This window comes from Inhella proteolytica (genome assembly GCF_016093275.1).
In the GTDB taxonomy this organism is placed as follows: Bacteria; Pseudomonadota; Gammaproteobacteria; order Burkholderiales; family Burkholderiaceae_C; genus Inhella; species Inhella proteolytica.
The window spans coordinates 143,770-161,870 of the sequence record NZ_JAEDAK010000002.1; the positions used below are offsets into that span (position 1 = coordinate 143,770).

The window sequence follows — 18,101 nt, forward strand, 5'->3', positions numbered from 1 at the left end:
AGGGCCGCTCGGGTGGGAGGGGCCCAGTCTAGGGGCGAAGTTCGGCGTTCAGACCTGCACGCAGACGGTCTTGATGTCCAGGTACTCGTCGATGCCCTGGTGGCCGCCCTCGCGGCCATAGCCGCTTTGCTTGACACCGCCAAAGGGCGCCTCTGCGCTGGCGATCAGGCCGGTGTTCAGGCCCACCATGCCGTAGTCCAGGGCCTCGGCCACGCGCAGCGCGCGGCCGATGTCGCGCGTGTAGAAGTAGCTGGCCAGGCCGAACTCGGTGGCATTGGCAAATTGGATGGCCTGGGCCTCGGTGTCGAACTTCAGCACCGCGGCCACCGGGCCGAAGGTCTCCTCCACCGCCACGCGCATGCGCGCGGTCACGCCGGTGAGCAGCGTGGGTTCGAAGAAGCTGGCGCCCAGGTCGCCGCGCAGCTGCCCGCCCACGCGCAGCTGTGCGCCCAGGGCCAGGGCGTCGTCCACGTGCGAGCGCACCTTGGCCAGGGCCTGGCCGTCGATCAGCGGGCCGACCTGCACATTCGCCGCGTTGCCCGGGCCGAGCTGCAGGGCCGCCACGCGCTCGGCCAAGCGCTCCACGAAGGCGTCGTGGATGCCGGCCTGCACATAGAAGCGGTTGGCGCAGATGCAAGTCTGGCCGGCGTTGCGGTATTTGCTCTGCATCGCGCCTTCCACCGCGGCGTCCACATCGGCGTCGTCAAAGACGATGAAGGGGGCATGTCCGCCGAGCTCCAGCGAGAGCCGCTTGAGCGTGGGTGCGCACTGCGCGGCCAGCAGGCGGCCCACCTCGGTGGAACCGGTGAAGCTCAAGTGCCGCACCACGGGCGACTCGCACCAGACCTTGCCGATCGCGATCGACTCCTCGGCCGTGGCCGGCAGCACCCCCAACACGCCGGCGGGCAGGCCGGCGCGCAACGCCAGCTCGGCGCAGGCCAGGGCGGTGAGCGGGGTCTGCTCGGCCGGCTTGACCATCACCGTGCAGCCCGCGGCCAGGGCCGGCGCCACCTTGCGGGTGATCATGGCGAGCGGGAAGTTCCAGGGCGTGATGGCGGCGCACACGCCGACCGGCTGCTTCCACACCCAGTAGCGCTTGCTCGGGTCGCTGGCCGGCACGGTCTCGCCGTAGACGCGCTTGCCTTCCTCGGCATACCAGTCCAGGAAGCTGGCGGCGTACAGCACCTCGCCCTTGGCTTCGGTGAGGGGCTTGCCCTGCTCGGCGGTCATCAGCGCGGCCAGGTCGGCGGCGTGCTGACGCAGCTGTTGGGCCCAGCGGGCCAGCATCAGGCCGCGGTCGCGCGCGCTGCGGGCGCGCCAGGCCGGCAGGGCCCGTTCCGCGGCCTGGATCGCGGCCTGCGCCTGCTCGGCCCCATGACCGGCCACCTCGGCCAGGAAGGCGCCGCTGGCGGGGTCGTGCACGGCCAGGGGATTGGAGCCGGCCACCCATTCGCCGTCGATCAGGCCGGCAATCCGTAGCAGGCTGGCATCATTGAGGGCTGGCAGGGCGCTGGTGGTCTCGCTCATGGGGTAAATCCTGATGGGAGGGACCGCACTCTAGCCGCCGCCCCACCCTCCCCTGCAACCGATTGAATCGGCTCGCCCGACGAGCCCCGCCGTGCCATGAAAGCCGCCGACATCCGCGCCACGTTTCTGAAGTTCTTCGAGTCCAAGGGCCATGCCGTCGTGGCCAGCTCGCCCGTGGTGCCCGGTGACGACCCCACGCTGCTGTTCACGAACGCGGGCATGAACCAGTTCAAGGACGTGTTCCTGGGCTTTGACAAGCGCCCCTACAGCCGCGCCGCCACCAGCCAGAAGTGCATCCGCGCCGGCGGCAAGCACAACGACCTGGACAACGTCGGCTACACCGCGCGCCACCACACCTTCTTCGAGATGCTGGGCAACTTCAGCTTCGGCGATTACTTCAAGAAGGATGCGATCCAGTACGCCTGGGAGCTGCTGACCGTCCACTTCAAGCTGCCGGCCGACAAGCTCTGGGCCACCGTGTACGCCGAGGACGACGAGGCCTACGACATCTGGAAGAACGTCATCGGCCTGCCGCCTGAGCGCATCGTGCGCATCGGCGACAACAAGGGCGGCCGCTACATGTCTGACAACTTCTGGATGATGGGCGACACCGGCCCCTGCGGCCCCTGCTCGGAAATCTTCTACGACCACGGCCCCGACGTGGCCGGCGGTCCCCCGGGCAGCCCGGAGCAGGACGGCGACCGCTACATCGAGATCTGGAACAACGTCTTCATGCAGTTCAACCGCACCGAAGACGGTGTGATGCATCCGCTGCCCAAGCCCAGCGTGGACACCGGCATGGGCCTGGAGCGCCTGACCGCCGTGCTGCAGCATGTGCACTCGAACTACGAGATCGACCTGTTCGCCGCCCTGCTGGGCGCAGCCAAGAAGGCGGTGGACGAGGCCGGCGCGGGTGACTGCGACAAGGACAGCCCGAGCCTGAAGGTCATCGCCGACCACATCCGCGCCTGCAGCTTCACCGTCTGCGACGGTGTCATCCCCGGCAACGCCGGCCGCGGCTACGTGCTGCGCCGCATCGCCCGCCGTGCCATCCGCCACGGCTACAAGCTGGGCGCGCGCACGCCCTTCTTCCACAAGCTGGTGAAGGCCCTGGTGGAGCAGATGGGCGAGGCCTACCCCGAGCTGCGCCAGGCCGAAAGCCGCGTGACCGAGGTGCTGCAGCAAGAGGAAGAGCGCTTCTTCCGCACCATCGCCAACGGCATGGAAATCCTCGAAGCGGCCCTGGCCAAGGGCGGCAATGTGGACGGCGACACCGCCTTCAAGCTGCACGACACCTATGGCTTCCCGGTCGACCTGACCGGTGACGTCTGCCGCGAGCGCGGCGTGAGCGTGGACGAGGCCCGCTTCAACGAACTGCTGGAAGAGCAGAAGACCCGCGCCCGCGAGGCCGGCAAGTTCAAGATGGCCCAGGGCCTGGCCTATGACGGCCAGCCCACCGCCTTCCACGGCTACGAGCACCTGGTGTGCGAGACCAGCCAGATCACCGCCCTCTACGTGGACGGCGCCCCGGTGGCCGTGGCGCGCGCCGGCGACGACGTGGTGGTGGTGCTGGACCACACCCCCTTCTACGCCGAGAGCGGCGGCCAGGTGGGCGACCGCGGCGAGCTGCGCAACCCCACCAGCCGCGTGGCCGTGCACGACACGCTGAAGATCCAGGCCGATGTGTTCGGCCACCATGGCTCGGTGCTGGAAGGCGAGCTGAAGGTGGGCGACAAGCTGGCCGCCAAGGTGGATGCCGAGGCGCGCGCCCACACCATGCGCAACCACAGCGCCACCCACCTGATGCACAAGGCCCTGCGCGAGGTGCTGGGCGACCATGTGCAGCAGAAGGGCTCGCTGGTGAATGCTGAGCGGACCCGCTTTGACTTCGCCCATGGCGCCGCCATGACGGCCGAGCAGATCGCCGAGGTCGAGCGCCTGGTGAATGCCGAGATCCTGGCCAATGCCGACACCGCTGCCCAGGTGATGAAGCTGGACGACGCCCAGAAGAGCGGCGCCATGATGCTGTTCGGCGAGAAGTACGGCGAGACCGTGCGCGTGCTCAGCATCGGCTCCAGCAAGGAACTCTGCGGGGGCACCCATGTGAAGCGCGCGGGTGACATCGGCCTGTTCAAGATCGTCGGCGAAGGCGCGGTCGCGGCCGGCATCCGCCGCGTCGAAGCCGTCACCGGCGCCAACGCGCTGGCCTATCTGCAGCAGCTGGAAGGCCGCATCGGCCACATCGCCCACAGCCTGAAGGTGGCCCCGGCCGACGCCGCCACGCGGGTGGATGCGCTGCTGGAACAGATCCGCCAGCTGGACAAGGAACTCGCCGCCGTCAAGGGCAAGCTGGCCTCCAGCCAGGGCGACGCCCTGCTGGAGCAGGCCGTGGACGTGGCCGGCCTGAAGGTGCTGGCCGCCAAGCTGGACGGCGCCGACGCCAAGACCCTGCGCGACACCCTGGACAAGCTGCGCGACAAGCTCAAGAGCGCGGCCATCGTGCTGGCCACGGTGGACGGCGACAAGGTGCAGCTGGCCGCTGCGGTGACGCCCGACGGCGTGGCCAAGGGCCTGAAGGCCGGCGAGCTGGTGAACCACGTGGCCCAGCAGGTGGGCGGCAAGGGTGGCGGCAAGCCCGACATGGCCATGGCCGGCGGCAGCAACCCGGCCGCCCTGGCCGGCGCGCTGGCTTCGGTGAAGGATTGGGTGGCAGGCAAAGCCGCATGAGCGCCGCGCCCGCCGTTCGGATCCGCCGTATCGCGGTCAGCGACGCGGCGGCCATCGCCGCAGCCTTTGCCGACCCGGAGATGTACAGCGGCACGCTGCAACTGCCCTACCCGGGCGAGGCCGGCTGGCGCGCGCGCATCGAGGGCATGCTGGCCCCGGGCAGCAGCGACCATGTGCTGGTGGCGGAGCGCGAAGGCCAGTTCGTCGGCATGGCCGGCCTGCACTCGGCCGGTGCCTCGGCACGGCGCCGCCACGCCATGCACCTGGGCATCACCATCGCCGCCACGGCCCAGGGCCAGGGCGTGGGCAAGCTGCTGATGGCGGCGCTGACCGACCTGGCCGACAACTGGCTGGGGGTGCTGCGCCTGGAACTCACGGTCTACAGCGACAACGCCCGCGCTATTGCGCTCTACGAGCGCTTCGGCTTCGTGCGCGAAGGCCTGCTGCGCGGCTACGGCCTGCGCAACGGGCAGTACGTCGATACCCTGAGCATGGCGCGCTGGCACCCCCGGCCGCCAGGGCTCATGGCAGCAGAACCTTGACGTCGCTGAAGCCCATCAGGCGCAGCAGCAGGTAGTTCACCGCCGCCTCGCCGGGCCGGCTGCCCACGCAGACGATCTCGGCATAGCGGCTCACTCCGGCTTTCTTCAGCAGGGCCCAGATCTCGTGCGCGGGCTTCGGGGCCCCGTCGGCCTGCAGCAGCTCGCGGTAAGGCAACTGGCGCACCTCGCCCTCCGGCAGGCCTGCCGGACGTTGCTCGCCCGACACCAGATACAGCTTGGGGTACTGGCCCTGGCTGTCACCGGCCTGACGGATCAGCGGCCCGGGCTGCGTGCGCGGCGCTCGGGCCACCGGCTTGGCGCCCATCGCCTCCCGGCTCAGGGTCTGGCCGCGCAGACCCCATTCATCCACCGACTGGCGCAGCAGCGCCACCTGGCGCTGGCCCAGCTGCTCCAGTGCCAGCAGGCTCAGGGCCGTGGCTTCGTTGATGCCGCTCTCGCCCACGATCACCGCCTCGTCCTCCGGACGCACGCCCTGCTGCCCCAGTCGGGCGGCCAGTGCCTGCGGGTCGTGCAAATGCCGCTCGATCCAGGTGGCCGGCAGGTTCTGCGCATGGGGCAGGTGCCCCAAGGCAAAGGCCGCGGGCTCGCGCACGTCCAGCACGGCGATGCGTGTCACGCCCATGCGGCGAAGCAGCGGGGCGTCCCAGCCGGCCAGCCAGTCGGCCTCGCGCAGCAGCTGCGGGCGGCCGTAGGTCCAGAAAGGCAGCTGGCGCTCGTCGCGCAGCCAGGCCAGCTGCGACTCCTGGAACAGGCGCACGTCCGGGTAGCCGGCCAGCATGCGCAGCGCAAAGAACGGCACCGCCGCCGCCACGCCGCCACCGCAGTGCGCATGCACCTGCTGCTCGGGCCGGATGCCCAGGTGCAGGGCCATGCGGCGGATCTCGGCGGGCGACTTGAAGGTCTTGTCGGCGTTGAAGAAGTCTTCCGAGGGCGCCAGGATGGCGTTCGGCACATGGCCGGCGCGGTCGAAGAAGCGCCGGCCGCCGTAGTGATATTCAGGCTCCAGCGCCTCCACCAGCGCGTGGCGCTGCGGGTCCGCCGAGGCAGCCAGGAACTCCGGCAGGCGCACGCGCAGCTCCTCGCGCAGGGGGCCCAGCTCCAACCGGCCGGGAGCGGGCGCCGGCGTGGCCTCCTGCGTCAGCGCGCCGCCCAGGGCCTTCCAGCGGGCCAGGCCGCCGTCCAGCAGGGCCAGCTGCTGCTGCGGCACGCCCAGCCGCAGCAGGTCGTAGTAGACGCGTGGGGCCATCGAGTCGCCCCCCTGGTCCATCACCACGATGCGCTGGCCGGGGTTCAGGCCCCAGCTGCGCAGCAGCTCGGCCATCTGCGCCGGGCTGCGCTCGTGGATGGCGTAGCCGTAGAGATTGACGGACACCGCACCCGGCACATGGCCGGCCGCATGCCGGGGCGGCAGCGAGGCATCGAGCAGGCGCAGGTCCTCGCGCCCCAACTGCTGCTGCAGCCACTCCACGCTGACCAGTGGGCCGGGCAGATCGAGCGCCAGCGCCGGGCGAGCCAGCAACAGGAACAGGAGTGCCAGCGCCGCCCGAAAGGCCTGCAGGGTGCGGCGCAGACCGTTGTGGATGAGGGGGTTCATGGGCCAATTCCCTTGCCGGCGATGCACAGGCCAGTCACCCCGGTCCAGCGGCTGGCCACGCCACTGTGGCGGGCCGCGCCGGCGTCGCAGCGCCCCGAGCGACGAGCCGCGCCCCGGCCGCGCCCAGACGCGCCCGGCGGGAGCGAACGGCGGTGAGCGGGCCGGCCCAGAAACGACGAAGCCGCCCGAGGGCGGCTTCGCATCCGGTGCGGCGCGCTTCAGCCGACCTGCGGACGGCTGGGATGGGCTCCCACGCGGTCGCCGCCCCCGCGCTCGGTGCGCGGCAACTCCAGGCGCTGTGCCGGGGCGCTGCCGTCCTGCCCTTCCTGGGGCTCGAACTGGCCGTTGCGCTCGTTCGCCGGCGCAGGAGCGGCGGCCTCGCTGCGCGGCTGCACCGGCGCCACCGGCGTCGTGGCCGGCAGTGGCTTGGTCTCCAGCGGCACCGTCGGGCTGCGCTTGCCGGTCACGATCAACTTGGCCAGCTTGACCAGCTCACTGGCCTGGGCGGCAGGCGCCGGCGCCCACAGGGCGGCGGCCAGGACGGCAAACAGCAGGGGACGGACGGCACTCATGGTTTTCCCTAGGTCTTCTTGGGGTCGGTTGAACCCTGTTTGGAATGGCCGGGAGTGTCTGCGCGTCAGGGGGGGTGCCACAAGGCGGGGGTGACGAATGACCCTTTTGCGGGCATGAACTGCCTTGGCGGGGGATCAGCTGCGGCCTGGCGCGCCGAACCGGGGGGGCCGGCGCGCCAGCGGGGGCCCCCCGGATTCAGCTGACGACGATGTCGTTGCGCACCGCCACCACCCCAGAGGTGGAGCGGGCCAGCTTTTCCGCCTGCCAGCGCTCTTCGGCCGTCTTGGCAAAGCCGGAGAGCTGCACCACGCCCTTCAGGGTCTCGACCTTGATGGCCATGGCGCTGACGCGCGGGTCCGCGGCGAATTTCGCCTTCACCCGCGAGGTCAGGGTGGCGTCGTCGACATAGGCGCCGACGGTTTCCTGTTCGCGCCAGACGGCGCAGCCTTGCAACGGGCCCAGGCCCAGACCGAGGGCCAGCGTCAGGGGAAGCAACTTGAGCAGTTTCATGGGGCCTTCCTTCCGGAAGGGGCTCAACGGCTCGGGCCGAACGGGTGACTTCATCGCGACTCCTTCCGGCCCGTGACAGGAGCCGGCACCGACACCGTAGGCCGGGGCGGCCCTCCGCCCTATCAGCCTGCGCCCCGATTCCCTGTCGGACAGGACCGACAGCCGGGCCGTTCGGCCCGGGCGCCAGCGCGCCGTCCTGCACGCGGACGCGCCGCGCACCGACCGGGTCAGGTCAGACCGGTATCCACCTCGCGACGCGCCTGCGCCAGGTACTCGGCCGACTGCATCTCGCGCAGCCGGCTCACCGTGCGCGGAAACTCATGCGCCAGCGGGCCCTCGGTATAGAGCTGCTCCGGCTCCACCGCGGCGGAGATCACCAGCTTGACCTTGCGGTCGTACAGCACGTCCACCAGCCAGGTGAAGCGGCGCGCCTCGCTGGCCAGGCGCACCGGCATTTCCGGCACCTCGGACAGGAAGACGGTGTGGAACTGGGTCGCCAGCTCCAGGTAGTCGTTCTGCGAGCGCGGGCCGCCGCACAGGGTGGCGAAATCGAACCAGACCACGCCGCCAGCGCGCCGCTTGGCGCGCAGGGTGCGGTGCTCGATGTGCAGCACCGGGTCTTCATCGGCCACCTCGGCCAGTTCGCCGAACAGCACGTCCAGCGCCGTCTCGGCACGCGGGCCCAGCGGGCAGTGGTAGACCTTGGCGTCGGTCAGCGTACGGCGCCGGTAGTCGACGCCGGCATCCACGTTGACGATCTCCATGCCCTGCTTGAGCAGGGCGATGGCGGGCAGGATGCGGTCGCGGTGCAGGCCGTTGGGGTAGAGCCCGTCGGGGTGGAAGTTGCTCGTCGTCACCATGCCGATGCGGTGCTTGGCCATGCCTTCCAGCAGGCGCAGCAGGATCATCGCGTCGGTCACGTCGGCGACGTGGAACTCGTCGAAGCAAATCAGGCGGTAGCGCCGCGCCATGCGCCGGCACAACTCGTCGATCGGATCGGCAATGCCCTTGAGCTCGTGCAGCTCGCGGTGCACCTCGCGCATGAACTCGTGGAAGTGCAGGCGCGCCTTGCGCTGCAGTGGCACGGCGTGGAAGAAGGCATCCATCAGGAAGCTCTTACCCCGCCCCACCCCGCCGTACAGGTACACGCCGCGCGGGATCGGCGGCTTGACCAACAGCTTGGTCACCGCATTGCCGCGTCGCGCCTTGTAGGCGATCCAGTCGTCCTCGCAGCGCTGCAGGGCCGCCAGGCCCTGCAGCTGCGCGGCGTCGGCTTTGAAGCCGCGCGAAGCCAGTTCGGCCTGGTAGGCCGAGCTTGTGGACACGTCGTGCTTAGAAGTTGAGCGTGCGCTTATCCACCGCCAGCGCGGCTTCCTTGGTGCTTTCGCTCAAGGAGGGGTGCGCATGGCAGATGCGCGCGATGTCCTCGCTGCTGGCCTTGAAGGCCATCGCCACCACGCACTCGGCCACCAGCTCGCTGGCGAAGGGGCCAATGATGTGCACGCCCAGGATCTCGTCGGTCTTGGCGTCCGCCAGCATCTTCACGAAGCCGGTGGTGTCGCCCAGCGCACGCGCGCGGCCGTTGGCCATGAAGGGGAACTGGCCGGCCTTGTAGGCACGGCCTTCGGCCTTGAGCTGCTGCTCGGTCTTGCCCACCCAGGCAATTTCCGGGCTGGTGTAGATGACCCAGGGAATGATGTCGAAGTCGACATGACCATGCTGGCCGGCGATGCGCTCGGCCACCGCCACGCCCTCTTCCTCGGCCTTGTGCGCCAGCATCGGGCCGCGCACCACATCACCCACCGCCCACACGCCGGGCAGATTGGTGCGGCAGTCGGCGTCCACGACGATGGCGCCACGCTCGTCAAGCGCCAGGCCCACGGCCTCGGGGTTCAGGCCGATGGTGTTGGGCACCCGGCCGATCGAGACGATCAGCTTGTCCACTTCCAGGCTCTTGGCCTCGCCCTTGGCATCGGCGTAGCTCACGGTCACGCCGCTCTTGGCGGTCTTGACCTCGCTGATCTTGACGCCGAGCTGGATGTCCAGGCCCTGCTTCTTGAAGACCTTGGCGGCCTCCTTGGCCACGCCCTCGTCCACCGCGCCCAGGAAGACCGGCAGGCCTTCCAGCACGGTCACTTCGGCGCCCAGGCGGCGCCACACCGAACCCATCTCCAGGCCGATGACGCCGGCGCCGATGACGCCCAGCTTCTTCGGCGTGCCGCCGATGCGCAGCGCGCCGTCGTTGGAAAGGATGAACTCCTCATCAAACGGTGCACCCGGCAAGGCGCGCGCGTTCGAGCCCGTGGCCACGATGACCTGCTTGGCCTGGATCACTTCCTCGCCGGCCTTGATCTCGTAGCCGCCTTCCTTGGCGCCGACGAAGCTGCCGCGGCCGTGGAAGAAAGTCACCTTGTTCTTCTTGAACAGGTAGAGGATGCCGTCGTTGTTCTGCTTCACCACCAGGTCCTTGCGGGCCAGCATCTTGGCCACGTCAATCTGGACGTTGTCGGCCGTGATGCCATGCTCGGCAAAGTGGTGGTTCAGGTGCTCGTAGTGCTCGCTGCTCTGCAGCAGGGCCTTGGAGGGAATGCAGCCCACGTTCGTGCAAGTGCCGCCAGGCGCGGGGCCGCCCTTGGCGTTCTTCCACTCGTCGATACAGGCCACGTTCATGCCCAGCTGCGCCGCGCGGATGGCAGCGATGTAGCCGCCCGGGCCGCCGCCGATGACGACGACGTCGAAGTTCTTGGTGCTCATGAGGAAACCTTCAGACTTCCTCTGGCACAAAGAGCCAGAGGAGCAAATACAAGAGGACGCCGCTGCCGAAGCACAGCACCAGACCCACCAGGATCAGGCGCCAGATCCAGGTCTCGACGCCGCTGAGCTTGGCAATGCCGCCGCACACGCCGCCGAGCATCCGGTCACTCTTGCTGCGGCGCAGCTTGGCCACCTCGTCCAGCGGGCTGCCGCCCGCCGGTGCCGCCGTGCCACCGCCGCCGATCACCCGCTCCTTGGCGCGGGTGTATTCCTCGTCGCTGAGCGCACCCTGCGCGTGCAGCTGCTTCAGGCGTTCGAGTTCTTCGGCGATGGCCATGGCGGCTCCCGAGGGTTAGATGTCGAACAGCAGGCGGGCCGGGTCTTCCAGCGCTTCCTTCATCGTCACCAGGCCCAACACGGCCTCGCGGCCGTCGATGATGCGGTGGTCGTAGCTCATCGCCAGGTAGTTGATCGGACGGATCACGATCTGGCCGTTCTCCACCACGGCGCGGTCCTTGGTGGCGTGCACGCCCAAGATGGCCGACTGCGGCGGGTTGATGATGGGCGTCGACAGCATCGAGCCGAAGGTGCCGCCGTTGCTGATCGAGAAGGTGCCGCCGGTCAGCTCTTCGATGCTGAGCTTGCCGTCCTTGGCCTTCTGACCGAAGCCGGCGATGGTCTTCTCGATCTCAGCAAAGCTCATCTGGTCGGCGTTGCGGATGATGGGCACCACCAGGCCGCGCGGCGAACCGACGGCGATGCCGATGTCGAAGTAGCCGTGGTAGACGATGTCATTGCCGTCCACGCTGGCGTTCAGCACCGGGTACTTCTTCAGCGCCGCCACCGCGGCCTTGACGAAGAAGCTCATGAAGCCGAGCTTGACGCCGTGCTCCTTCTCGAACTTCTCCTGGAACTTCTTGCGCATCTCCATCAGCGGGGCCATGTTGACCTCGTTGAAGGTGGTCAGGATGGCATTGGTGGCTTGCGACTGCAGCAGGCGCTCGGCGACGCGGGCGCGCAGGCGGCTCATCGGCACGCGCTGCTCGGGGCGATCGCCCAGATTGGGCGCGACCGGGGCGGCCACGGCCGGCAGAGGCTTGGCGACGGCGGGCGCGGCGGCCACCGCCACCGGAGCGGCGACCGCAGCCGGAGCGGCCGGCTTTTCGAGCGCGCCGATCACATCGCCCTTGGTGATGCGACCGTCCTTGCCCGTGCCCGGCACCGAGCCGGCGGGCAGGTGGTTGTCGGCCATCATCTTGGCGGCGGCGGGCATGGCCACGCCGCTCTTGTCGGCCGCCGGGGCTGCTGCAGCGGCGGCGGGCGCGGCCGCAGCCGGTGCGGCGGCGGCCACGGCGCCAGCCTTGCCTTCGGTGTCGATCTGGGCGATGACCTGCTCACTGGCCACGGTGCCGCCACTGGCCACCACATGGGCCGCGAGCACGCCGGCGGCGGGCGCCGGCACCTCGAGCACGACCTTGTCGGTCTCGATCTCGATCAGGATTTCGTCCAGCGCAACGGCTTCACCGGGTTGCTTCTTCCATTGCAGCAGGGTGGCCTCGGCCACGGATTCGGACAGCTGCGGGACCTTGACGTCAACGATTGCCATGGTGTGTTCTTCTTTGCTTGCTTATTTGGTGAGGACAAAGCCCTTGAGCTTGGCGAAGGCCTGATCCAGCAGGGCCTTCTGCTGCTCCTGGTGCAGACCGGCGTAGCCACAGGCGGGCGAGGCCGAGGCGGGACGGCCGGCGTAGCCCAGCTTCTGGCCATCGGCCATGTTTTCGTGCACGTAGTGCTGCACGAAGAACCAGGCGCCCTGGTTCTGCGGTTCGTCCTGGCACCACACCAGTTCGGTGGCGTTCGGATACTTCTTCAACTCGGCGGCGAAGGCCTTGTGCGGGAAGGGGTAGAGCTGCTCGACGCGGATGATGGCCACGTCGTCGGCCTTCTTCTCCTCGCGCTTCTTCTGCAGGTCGTAGACCACCTTGCCCGAGCAGACCAGCACGCGCTTGACCTTGTCGCCCTTGACGTTGGCATCGGTCTCGCCGATCACCGTCTTGAACTCGCCCTTGGTGAACTCCTGCAGCGGCGAGGTCGCGTCCTTGGCGCGCAGCAGGCTCTTGGGGGTCATGATGACCAGGGGCTTGCGGAACATGCGCAGCATCTGGCGGCGCAGCACATGGAAGATCTGCGAGGCCGTGGTGGGCTGCACGATCTGCATGTTGTTGTCCGCGGCCAACTGCATGAAGCGCTCCAGGCGCGCCGAGCTGTGCTCGGGGCCTTGGCCCTCGTAGCCGTGCGGCAGCATCATGGTCAGGCCGTTGGCACGGCCCCACTTCACCTCGCCGCTGGCGATGAACTGGTCGATCACCACCTGGGCGCCGTTCACGAAGTCGCCGAACTGCGCTTCCCAGATCGTCAGCGTGTTCGGTTCGGCGGCGGCATAGCCGTACTCGAAGCCCAGCACCGCTTCCTCGCTGAGGATGGAGTCGATGACCGTGAAGGGCGCCTGACCCTCGGCCACGTTCTGCAGCGGGATGTAGGTGCCTTCGTCCCAGTTGGCGCGCTGCTGGTCATGCAGCACGGCGTGGCGGTGCGTGAAGGTGCCGCGGCCACAGTCCTCACCGGACAGGCGCACCGGGTAGCCGGAGGCCACCAGCGAGGCGAAGGCCATGGCCTCGCCCATGCCCCAGTCCACGTTCGTCTCGCCCCTGCCCATGGCGGCGCGGTCGGCGTACACCTTGGCGGCCAGCGGGTGGGCGGCGAAATCCTTGGGCAGGGTCGTCAGCTTCTCTGCCAGGCGCTTCCACTCGGCGCCGGGGATCGCCGTGTCGCAGCTGTCGGTCCACTTCTTGCCGAGGAAGGGCGACCAGTCGGTCGCGTACTTGCTCTTGAAGTTGGTCAGCACCGGGTCGACGGTGTGGCGGCCTTCGTCCATCGCGGTGCGATAGGCCTTGATCATGTCGTCAGGGCCCTGCTCGGGCAGCACGCCCTGGGCCACCAGCTTGTCGGCGTAGACCTTGCGCGTGCCCGGGTGCTGGGCGATCTTCTTGTACATCAGCGGCTGGGTCAGGGCCGGCGTGTCCTGCTCGTTGTGGCCGAGCTTGCGGAAGCAGACGATGTCCAGCACCACGTCCTTGCGGAACTGCGCGCGGTAGTCCATGCACAGCTGCATGGCCCACACCACGGCCTCGGGGTCGTCGCCGTTCACGTGCAGCACCGGCGCCTCGATCATCTTGACGACGTCGGAGCAGTAGGTGGTGGAACGCAGGTCGCGCGGGTCGCTGGTGGTGAAGCCGATCTGGTTGTTGATGACCAGGTGCACGGTGCCGCCGGTGCGGTAGCCGCGCGTCTGCGCCATCGCCAGGGTTTCCTGCACCACGCCTTGGCCACCGAAGGCGGCATCGCCGTGCACCAGCACGGGCAGCACCTGGCGGCCTTCCTTGTCACCGCGGCGATCCTGGCGGGCGCGCACGCTGCCCTCGACCACCGGGTTGACGATCTCCAGGTGCGAGGGGTTGAAGGCCAGGCTCAGATGCACCGGGCCGCCAGGGGTGCTGACGTCCGAACTGAAGCCCTGGTGGTACTTCACGTCGCCGGCCGGCAGGTCGATGTCCTTCTTGCCTTCGAACTCGGCGAACAGCTCCGAGGGCATCTTGCCCAGGGTGTTCACCAGCACGTTCAGGCGGCCGCGGTGGGCCATGCCGATGACGATTTCCTGCACGCCGTTCTCGCCGGCGCGGCGGATCAGCTCGTCCATCGCGGCGATGAAGCTCTCACCGCCTTCCAGGCTGAAGCGCTTCTGGCCGACGTACTTGGTGTGCAGGTAGCGCTCCAGGCCTTCGGCCGCCGTCAGGCGCTCCAGGATGGCCTTCTTCTTCTCGGCCGTGAAGTTCGGGCGACCGAGCTGCTTTTCAAGACGCTCCTGCCACCAGCGCTTCTCGCCCGGGTCCGTGCAGTGCATGAACTCGGCGCCGATGCTGCCGCAGTAACTCTCGCGCAGCGCCTGGTGGATGGCGCGCAGCGTCATGGTCTCGCCACCGAAATACGTGTTGGTGGCGGAGAAATTGATGTCCATGTCGGACTCGGACAGGTCGTAGAACGCCGGTTCGAGTTCGGGGATCTTGGGGCGCTCGGCGCGCTTGAGCGGGTCCAGATCGGCCCAGCGGTTGCCCAGGAAGCGGTAGGCCGCGATCAGGCTCTGCACATGCACCTGCTTGCGGGCCACGGCCAGATCGGCACTGCTGGCCTTGCTGGCGAAGGCGTTGGCCTTGGCGCGCTGGGCGAAGCTCTCGACCACCGGGGCATGCGCCACGTCGCGGGCGTCGGTGCCATTGGTGGCGGGCACATGTTGCAGCGCGTCAAAGTAGGCGCGCCAGTTGTCCGGCACCGAACCGGGGTTGTCGAGGTAGGCCTCGTACATCTCTTCCACATAGGGCGCATTGCCCCCGAAGAGGTACGAGTTCGACCTGTATTGCTGCATCATTTCGCTGACCTCACGCTTCGGTTTCCAAAGCAATTGGCTGGTTATCGAACCTTCCGCGACACGGCCAGACCGGTTAGCGGATTGCGACCCGTAATGGGGGACGGGAAGGGCTACAAGTGGGCAAACTCTGAAATCCATTCCGCTCAGTTACATACGGACTGAGCGGGGCGCCGACTGTAGCACCGGGTCTCTTCCAGGAAGCTGACGGCGGGCAATGGCCTAGACTGGCGAAATTCGACCAACTGGTAAAACTACAGGAGCCTGGCGATGGAAGTGCAAGTTGTTGATTACCGCGCCCCCGACGCCGCCGAGCGCTTCACGCGCAGCCTGCATGAAACCGGCTTCGGCGTGCTGAAGAACCACCCCATCCCGCAGGAGCTGGTCGAGCGCATCTACAAGACCTGGCTGGAATTCTTCGACTCCGACGCCAAGCACGAGTACGCCTTCAGCAAGGAAAAGCAGGACGGCTACTTCAGCACCGCCATCTCCGAGACGGCCAAGGGCTTCACGCAGAAGGACATCAAGGAGTACTTCCACATCTACCCCTGGGGTCGCATCCCGCCGCAGCTGAAGGCCGATGCCATGGATTACTACGCCAAGGCCAACGCCCTGGCCGAGGAGCTGCTGGGCTGGGTGGAGCGCTACACCCCGCCGGAAATCGCCAAGAGTTACCGCGAGCCGCTCTCCAACATGATCAAGGGCAGCGACCACACCTTGCTGCGCGTGCTGCGCTACCCGCCGCTGACCGGCAACGAGCCGCCCGGTGCCGTTCGCGCCGCGGCGCATGGCGACATCAACCTGCTCACCATCCTGCCCGCCGCCAACGAGCCGGGCCTGCAGATCAAGGGCACCGACAACCAGTGGCGCGACGTGCCCTGCGACTTCGGCACCCTGGCCATCAACATCGGCGACATGCTGCAGGAAGCCAGCCAGGGCTACTACCCCAGCACCCTGCACCAGGTGCTGAACCCCACCGGCGAGGGCGCCAAGCGCAGCCGCGTCTCCTTGCCGCTGTTCCTGCACCCACGCAACGACGTGGTGCTGAGCGATCGCTACACCGCCGGCAGCTACCTGGACGAGCGACTGCGCGAGCTGGGCGTGAAAAGCTAACCTCGGGCCATGCCCCACCCGCCGCCGCCCAGCACGCTCGCCGAGCTGGCCGCGCTGCGGGCGCACTACTCCGAGCAGCCCGACCGCGCCCACACCCTGCTGGCGCCGGTGCAGGCGCAGTTGCAGCCCCTGCTGGAGGCCGACCGCGAAAGCGAGTTCGGCGTCGAGCTGGGGCTGTTGTTCATCGAGCTCTGCCTGGAAACGCGCCGCTACAGCCAGGGCTGGGCCCCGTTGGCGCAGCTGGTGAACTGGAACCTGCGCGGCGCGGCGCCGCAGCGCCAGGCCCTGCTGCAGGCCCTGCACGCGCGCGCCCTGGTGGCGCAAGGCCGGCTCGATGAAGCGCTGCCGGAGATCGAACGCGCGCTGCAGCTGGCGCAGCTGGGCGAGGAAGTGCTGGCCTGGGGCTACGCGCACATGGCGCTGGGGCACTTTGCCGCCCGCCAGGGCGACGGTATGCGCGCCGCCGAGCACCTGCGCGAGGCCCTGACCCTGCTGCAGCGCAGCGGCGACGGCGGCCCCTGGGCCCATGTGTACGCCGCCCTCATCGTGGCGCTGCGCAACCTGGCCAGCCCGGCCGAGCGCTTGGCCGTCATCCACGAAGGCAAACAGGTGCTGCTGGCGCAATGCCGCTGGGCCGAGGCCTGCAACCTCACCTGCGAGCAGATCGAAATCGCGCTGGGCGCGCAGCGCCTGGACGAAGCCAGGGCCTACCTGCGCGAGGCCGAGCACTTGGCCCGCCAGGCGCCGCCCCAGGCCCCCGTGCGCGCCGGCCTGCAGCTGGCCAACAGCAGCCTGCTGTTCGCCGAAGGCGCGCATGAGGCCGCCATTGCCCTGGCCAAGGACTGGCTGGCCAGCGTGCGCGAGCAGCTGCAGCCGGTGGACCAGATCTTCTTCCTGGAGCGCCTGGCGCGCTGGCAGGCCCAGGCCGGCCAGGCGCAGGAGGCCCTGGACAGCCTGGCCGAGAGCCACCGCGTGGCCCTGGCGGCCCAGCGCGCGCATGGCGAAGGCGACCTGCGTGCCGCCCGCCAGGCACTGGAGCTGGCGCACGAGCGCCAGCGCCGCGCGCAAAGCGAGGCCCATGCCACCGAGCTGGCCCGCACCAACCGCCGCCTGCAGCGCGCGCTGGACGACCTCAGCGCCACGCAACGCCAGCTGCTGGATGCCGCCAAGCACGCCGCCCTGGGCCGCATGCTGGCCGGCATGGCGCACGAGATCAACACGCCGGTGGGCAATGCGCTGACCACCGCCAGCGCGCTGGAGCAGCTGGCCGCCGAGCTGCCGCGCGCCCTGCAGGGCGGGCAGCTGCGCCGCAGCGAGCTGGAACGCCAGCTGCAGACCCTGCACGAAGGCAGCCGCCTCGTCGTCACCAGCCTCACACGCGCCTCCGAGCTGCTCGGCGGCTTTCGCGACCTGCCCACCCTCACCCGCCAGCAAGCCGGCGAGCCCGTGGACCTGCCCGCGCTGGTGCGGGCCGCCGCGCAGCGCAGCCTGCCCGACACCATCCGCCTGCAGCTGACCGTGCCCGAGCGCGCGCGCCTGGACGGCGAGGCCCTGCTGGAGGTGCTGCAGCAACTGCTGCAAAACACCGCCCGCCACGCCTACCCGCAGGGCCAGCCCGGCGCGGTGACCGTGGACGCGCAGTTCGAGCGCCCCGACTGGCTGCTCTTGAGCGTGCAGGACCAAGGCCCCGGCGTGCCGGCCGAGCTGCTGCCCCAGCTGTTCGAGCCCTATGCCACCAGCCGCTTCGGCCAGGGGCGCAGCGGCCTGGGTCTGTTCGTCAGCCGCGCCATCGTCGAGCAGCGCCTGGGTGGGCGTATCGAGCTGCACAGCCAACCCGGCCGGGGCTGCCGGGTGGAGCTGGCACTGCCCGCCCACGCCTGAACCATGCCCGGCCCCACGCGCTGGATTCGCATCGAAGCCGCCGCCCCGCCGAAGCCGGCCGTGGGCGCGCCCTGCAACGGCTGCGGCCAATGCTGCCTGGCCGAGCCCTGCCCGCTCGGCGTGCTGGCCAGCCGGCGCCGCCACGGCGAATGCGCGGCGCTGGAATGGGAGCCCACACAGATGCGCTACCGCTGCGGCCTGCTGCGCGCGCCGCTCGCCCATCTGCTGGGCCGCCCAACCAAGCAGGCGCACGCGCTGGACGGCCCGCTGCGCGCCCTGGCGCGCCGCTGGATTGCCGCCGGCAGCGGCTGCGATGCGGAGCTGGAAACCCTGCACCCGAACGAGCAGAAAGCGCCGCCGGCCTGACTACCATGCGCCC

The 18,101-nt window shown here is 69.3% G+C and carries 14 protein-coding genes; 5 read left to right on the plus strand and 9 right to left on the minus strand.

Features of this window, described 5'->3' with window-relative positions:
• Positions 1-48 precede the first annotated feature (48 nt).
• Entirely contained in the window at positions 49-1,527 is a 1,479-nt protein-coding gene (locus I7X39_RS03265; protein ID WP_198109539.1) for an NAD-dependent succinate-semialdehyde dehydrogenase, read from the minus strand.
• 96 nt (positions 1,528-1,623) lie between these two features.
• Between I7X39_RS03265 and alaS the strand changes: the two genes are divergently transcribed.
• Positions 1,624-4,254: an alanine--tRNA ligase gene (alaS, locus tag I7X39_RS03270; RefSeq protein ID WP_198109540.1), complete on the plus strand. Its 2,631-nt coding sequence runs from the start codon at positions 1,624-1,626 to the stop codon at positions 4,252-4,254.
• Positions 4,251-4,796, plus strand: a complete 546-nt coding sequence (locus I7X39_RS03275) for a GNAT family N-acetyltransferase (protein WP_198109541.1) — start codon at positions 4,251-4,253, stop codon at positions 4,794-4,796. The genes alaS and I7X39_RS03275 overlap by 4 nt, the downstream gene beginning before the upstream one ends.
• On the opposite strand, the gene I7X39_RS03280 is transcribed toward I7X39_RS03275, so the two are convergent.
• The 8 genes from I7X39_RS03280 to I7X39_RS03315 all read right to left on the minus strand — a co-directional run bounded on the left by I7X39_RS03280 (position 4,777) and on the right by I7X39_RS03315 (position 14,731).
• Positions 4,777-6,411, minus strand: a complete 1,635-nt coding sequence (locus tag I7X39_RS03280) for a sulfurtransferase (protein ID WP_198109542.1) — start codon at positions 6,409-6,411, stop codon at positions 4,777-4,779. The genes I7X39_RS03275 and I7X39_RS03280 overlap by 20 nt on opposite strands.
• Positions 6,412-6,629: 218 nt before the next feature.
• Positions 6,630-6,983 carry a hypothetical protein gene (locus tag I7X39_RS03285; protein ID WP_198109543.1) on the minus strand — a complete coding sequence of 118 codons (354 nt, stop codon included), beginning with the start codon at positions 6,981-6,983 and terminating at the stop codon, positions 6,630-6,632.
• 196 nt (positions 6,984-7,179) lie between these two features.
• Positions 7,180-7,494: a BON domain-containing protein gene (locus I7X39_RS03290; RefSeq protein WP_198109544.1), complete on the minus strand. Its 315-nt coding sequence runs from the start codon at positions 7,492-7,494 to the stop codon at positions 7,180-7,182.
• A 227-nt stretch (positions 7,495-7,721) separates the two neighbouring features.
• The gene (gene zapE, locus I7X39_RS03295) at positions 7,722-8,819 is read right to left on the minus strand and encodes a cell division protein ZapE (protein WP_198109545.1); all 1,098 of its coding nucleotides are present in this window, start codon (positions 8,817-8,819) and stop codon (positions 7,722-7,724) included.
• A gap of 7 nt (positions 8,820-8,826) precedes the next feature.
• The gene (gene lpdA / locus I7X39_RS03300) at positions 8,827-10,248 is read right to left on the minus strand and encodes a dihydrolipoyl dehydrogenase (RefSeq protein ID WP_198109546.1); all 1,422 of its coding nucleotides are present in this window, start codon (positions 10,246-10,248) and stop codon (positions 8,827-8,829) included.
• Between the two features lie 10 nt (positions 10,249-10,258).
• Positions 10,259-10,585, minus strand: a complete 327-nt coding sequence (locus I7X39_RS03305; protein WP_198109547.1) for a PspC domain-containing protein — start codon at positions 10,583-10,585, stop codon at positions 10,259-10,261.
• 15 nt (positions 10,586-10,600) lie between these two features.
• Positions 10,601-11,854, minus strand: a complete 1,254-nt coding sequence (gene odhB / locus I7X39_RS03310; RefSeq protein ID WP_198109548.1) for a 2-oxoglutarate dehydrogenase complex dihydrolipoyllysine-residue succinyltransferase — start codon at positions 11,852-11,854, stop codon at positions 10,601-10,603.
• Between the two features lie 21 nt (positions 11,855-11,875).
• Complete coding sequence (locus tag I7X39_RS03315; RefSeq protein WP_198109895.1) at positions 11,876-14,731, minus strand: 2-oxoglutarate dehydrogenase E1 component; 2,856 nt, start codon at positions 14,729-14,731, stop codon at positions 11,876-11,878.
• 267 nt (positions 14,732-14,998) lie between these two features.
• On the opposite strand from I7X39_RS03315, the gene I7X39_RS03320 reads away from it, so the two are divergent.
• The 3 genes from I7X39_RS03320 to I7X39_RS03330 are packed head-to-tail and all read left to right on the plus strand — an operon-like array spanning position 14,999 to position 18,088.
• The gene (locus tag I7X39_RS03320; protein WP_198109549.1) at positions 14,999-15,841 is read left to right on the plus strand and encodes a 2OG-Fe(II) oxygenase family protein; all 843 of its coding nucleotides are present in this window, start codon (positions 14,999-15,001) and stop codon (positions 15,839-15,841) included.
• Between the two features lie 9 nt (positions 15,842-15,850).
• The gene (locus I7X39_RS03325; protein WP_198109550.1) at positions 15,851-17,722 is read left to right on the plus strand and encodes an ATP-binding protein; all 1,872 of its coding nucleotides are present in this window, start codon (positions 15,851-15,853) and stop codon (positions 17,720-17,722) included.
• A 3-nt stretch (positions 17,723-17,725) separates the two neighbouring features.
• On the plus strand, positions 17,726-18,088 hold the full coding sequence (locus I7X39_RS03330; RefSeq protein ID WP_198109551.1) for a hypothetical protein: 363 nt from the start codon (positions 17,726-17,728) through the stop codon (positions 18,086-18,088).
• The last annotated feature ends 13 nt before the right edge of the window (positions 18,089-18,101 follow it).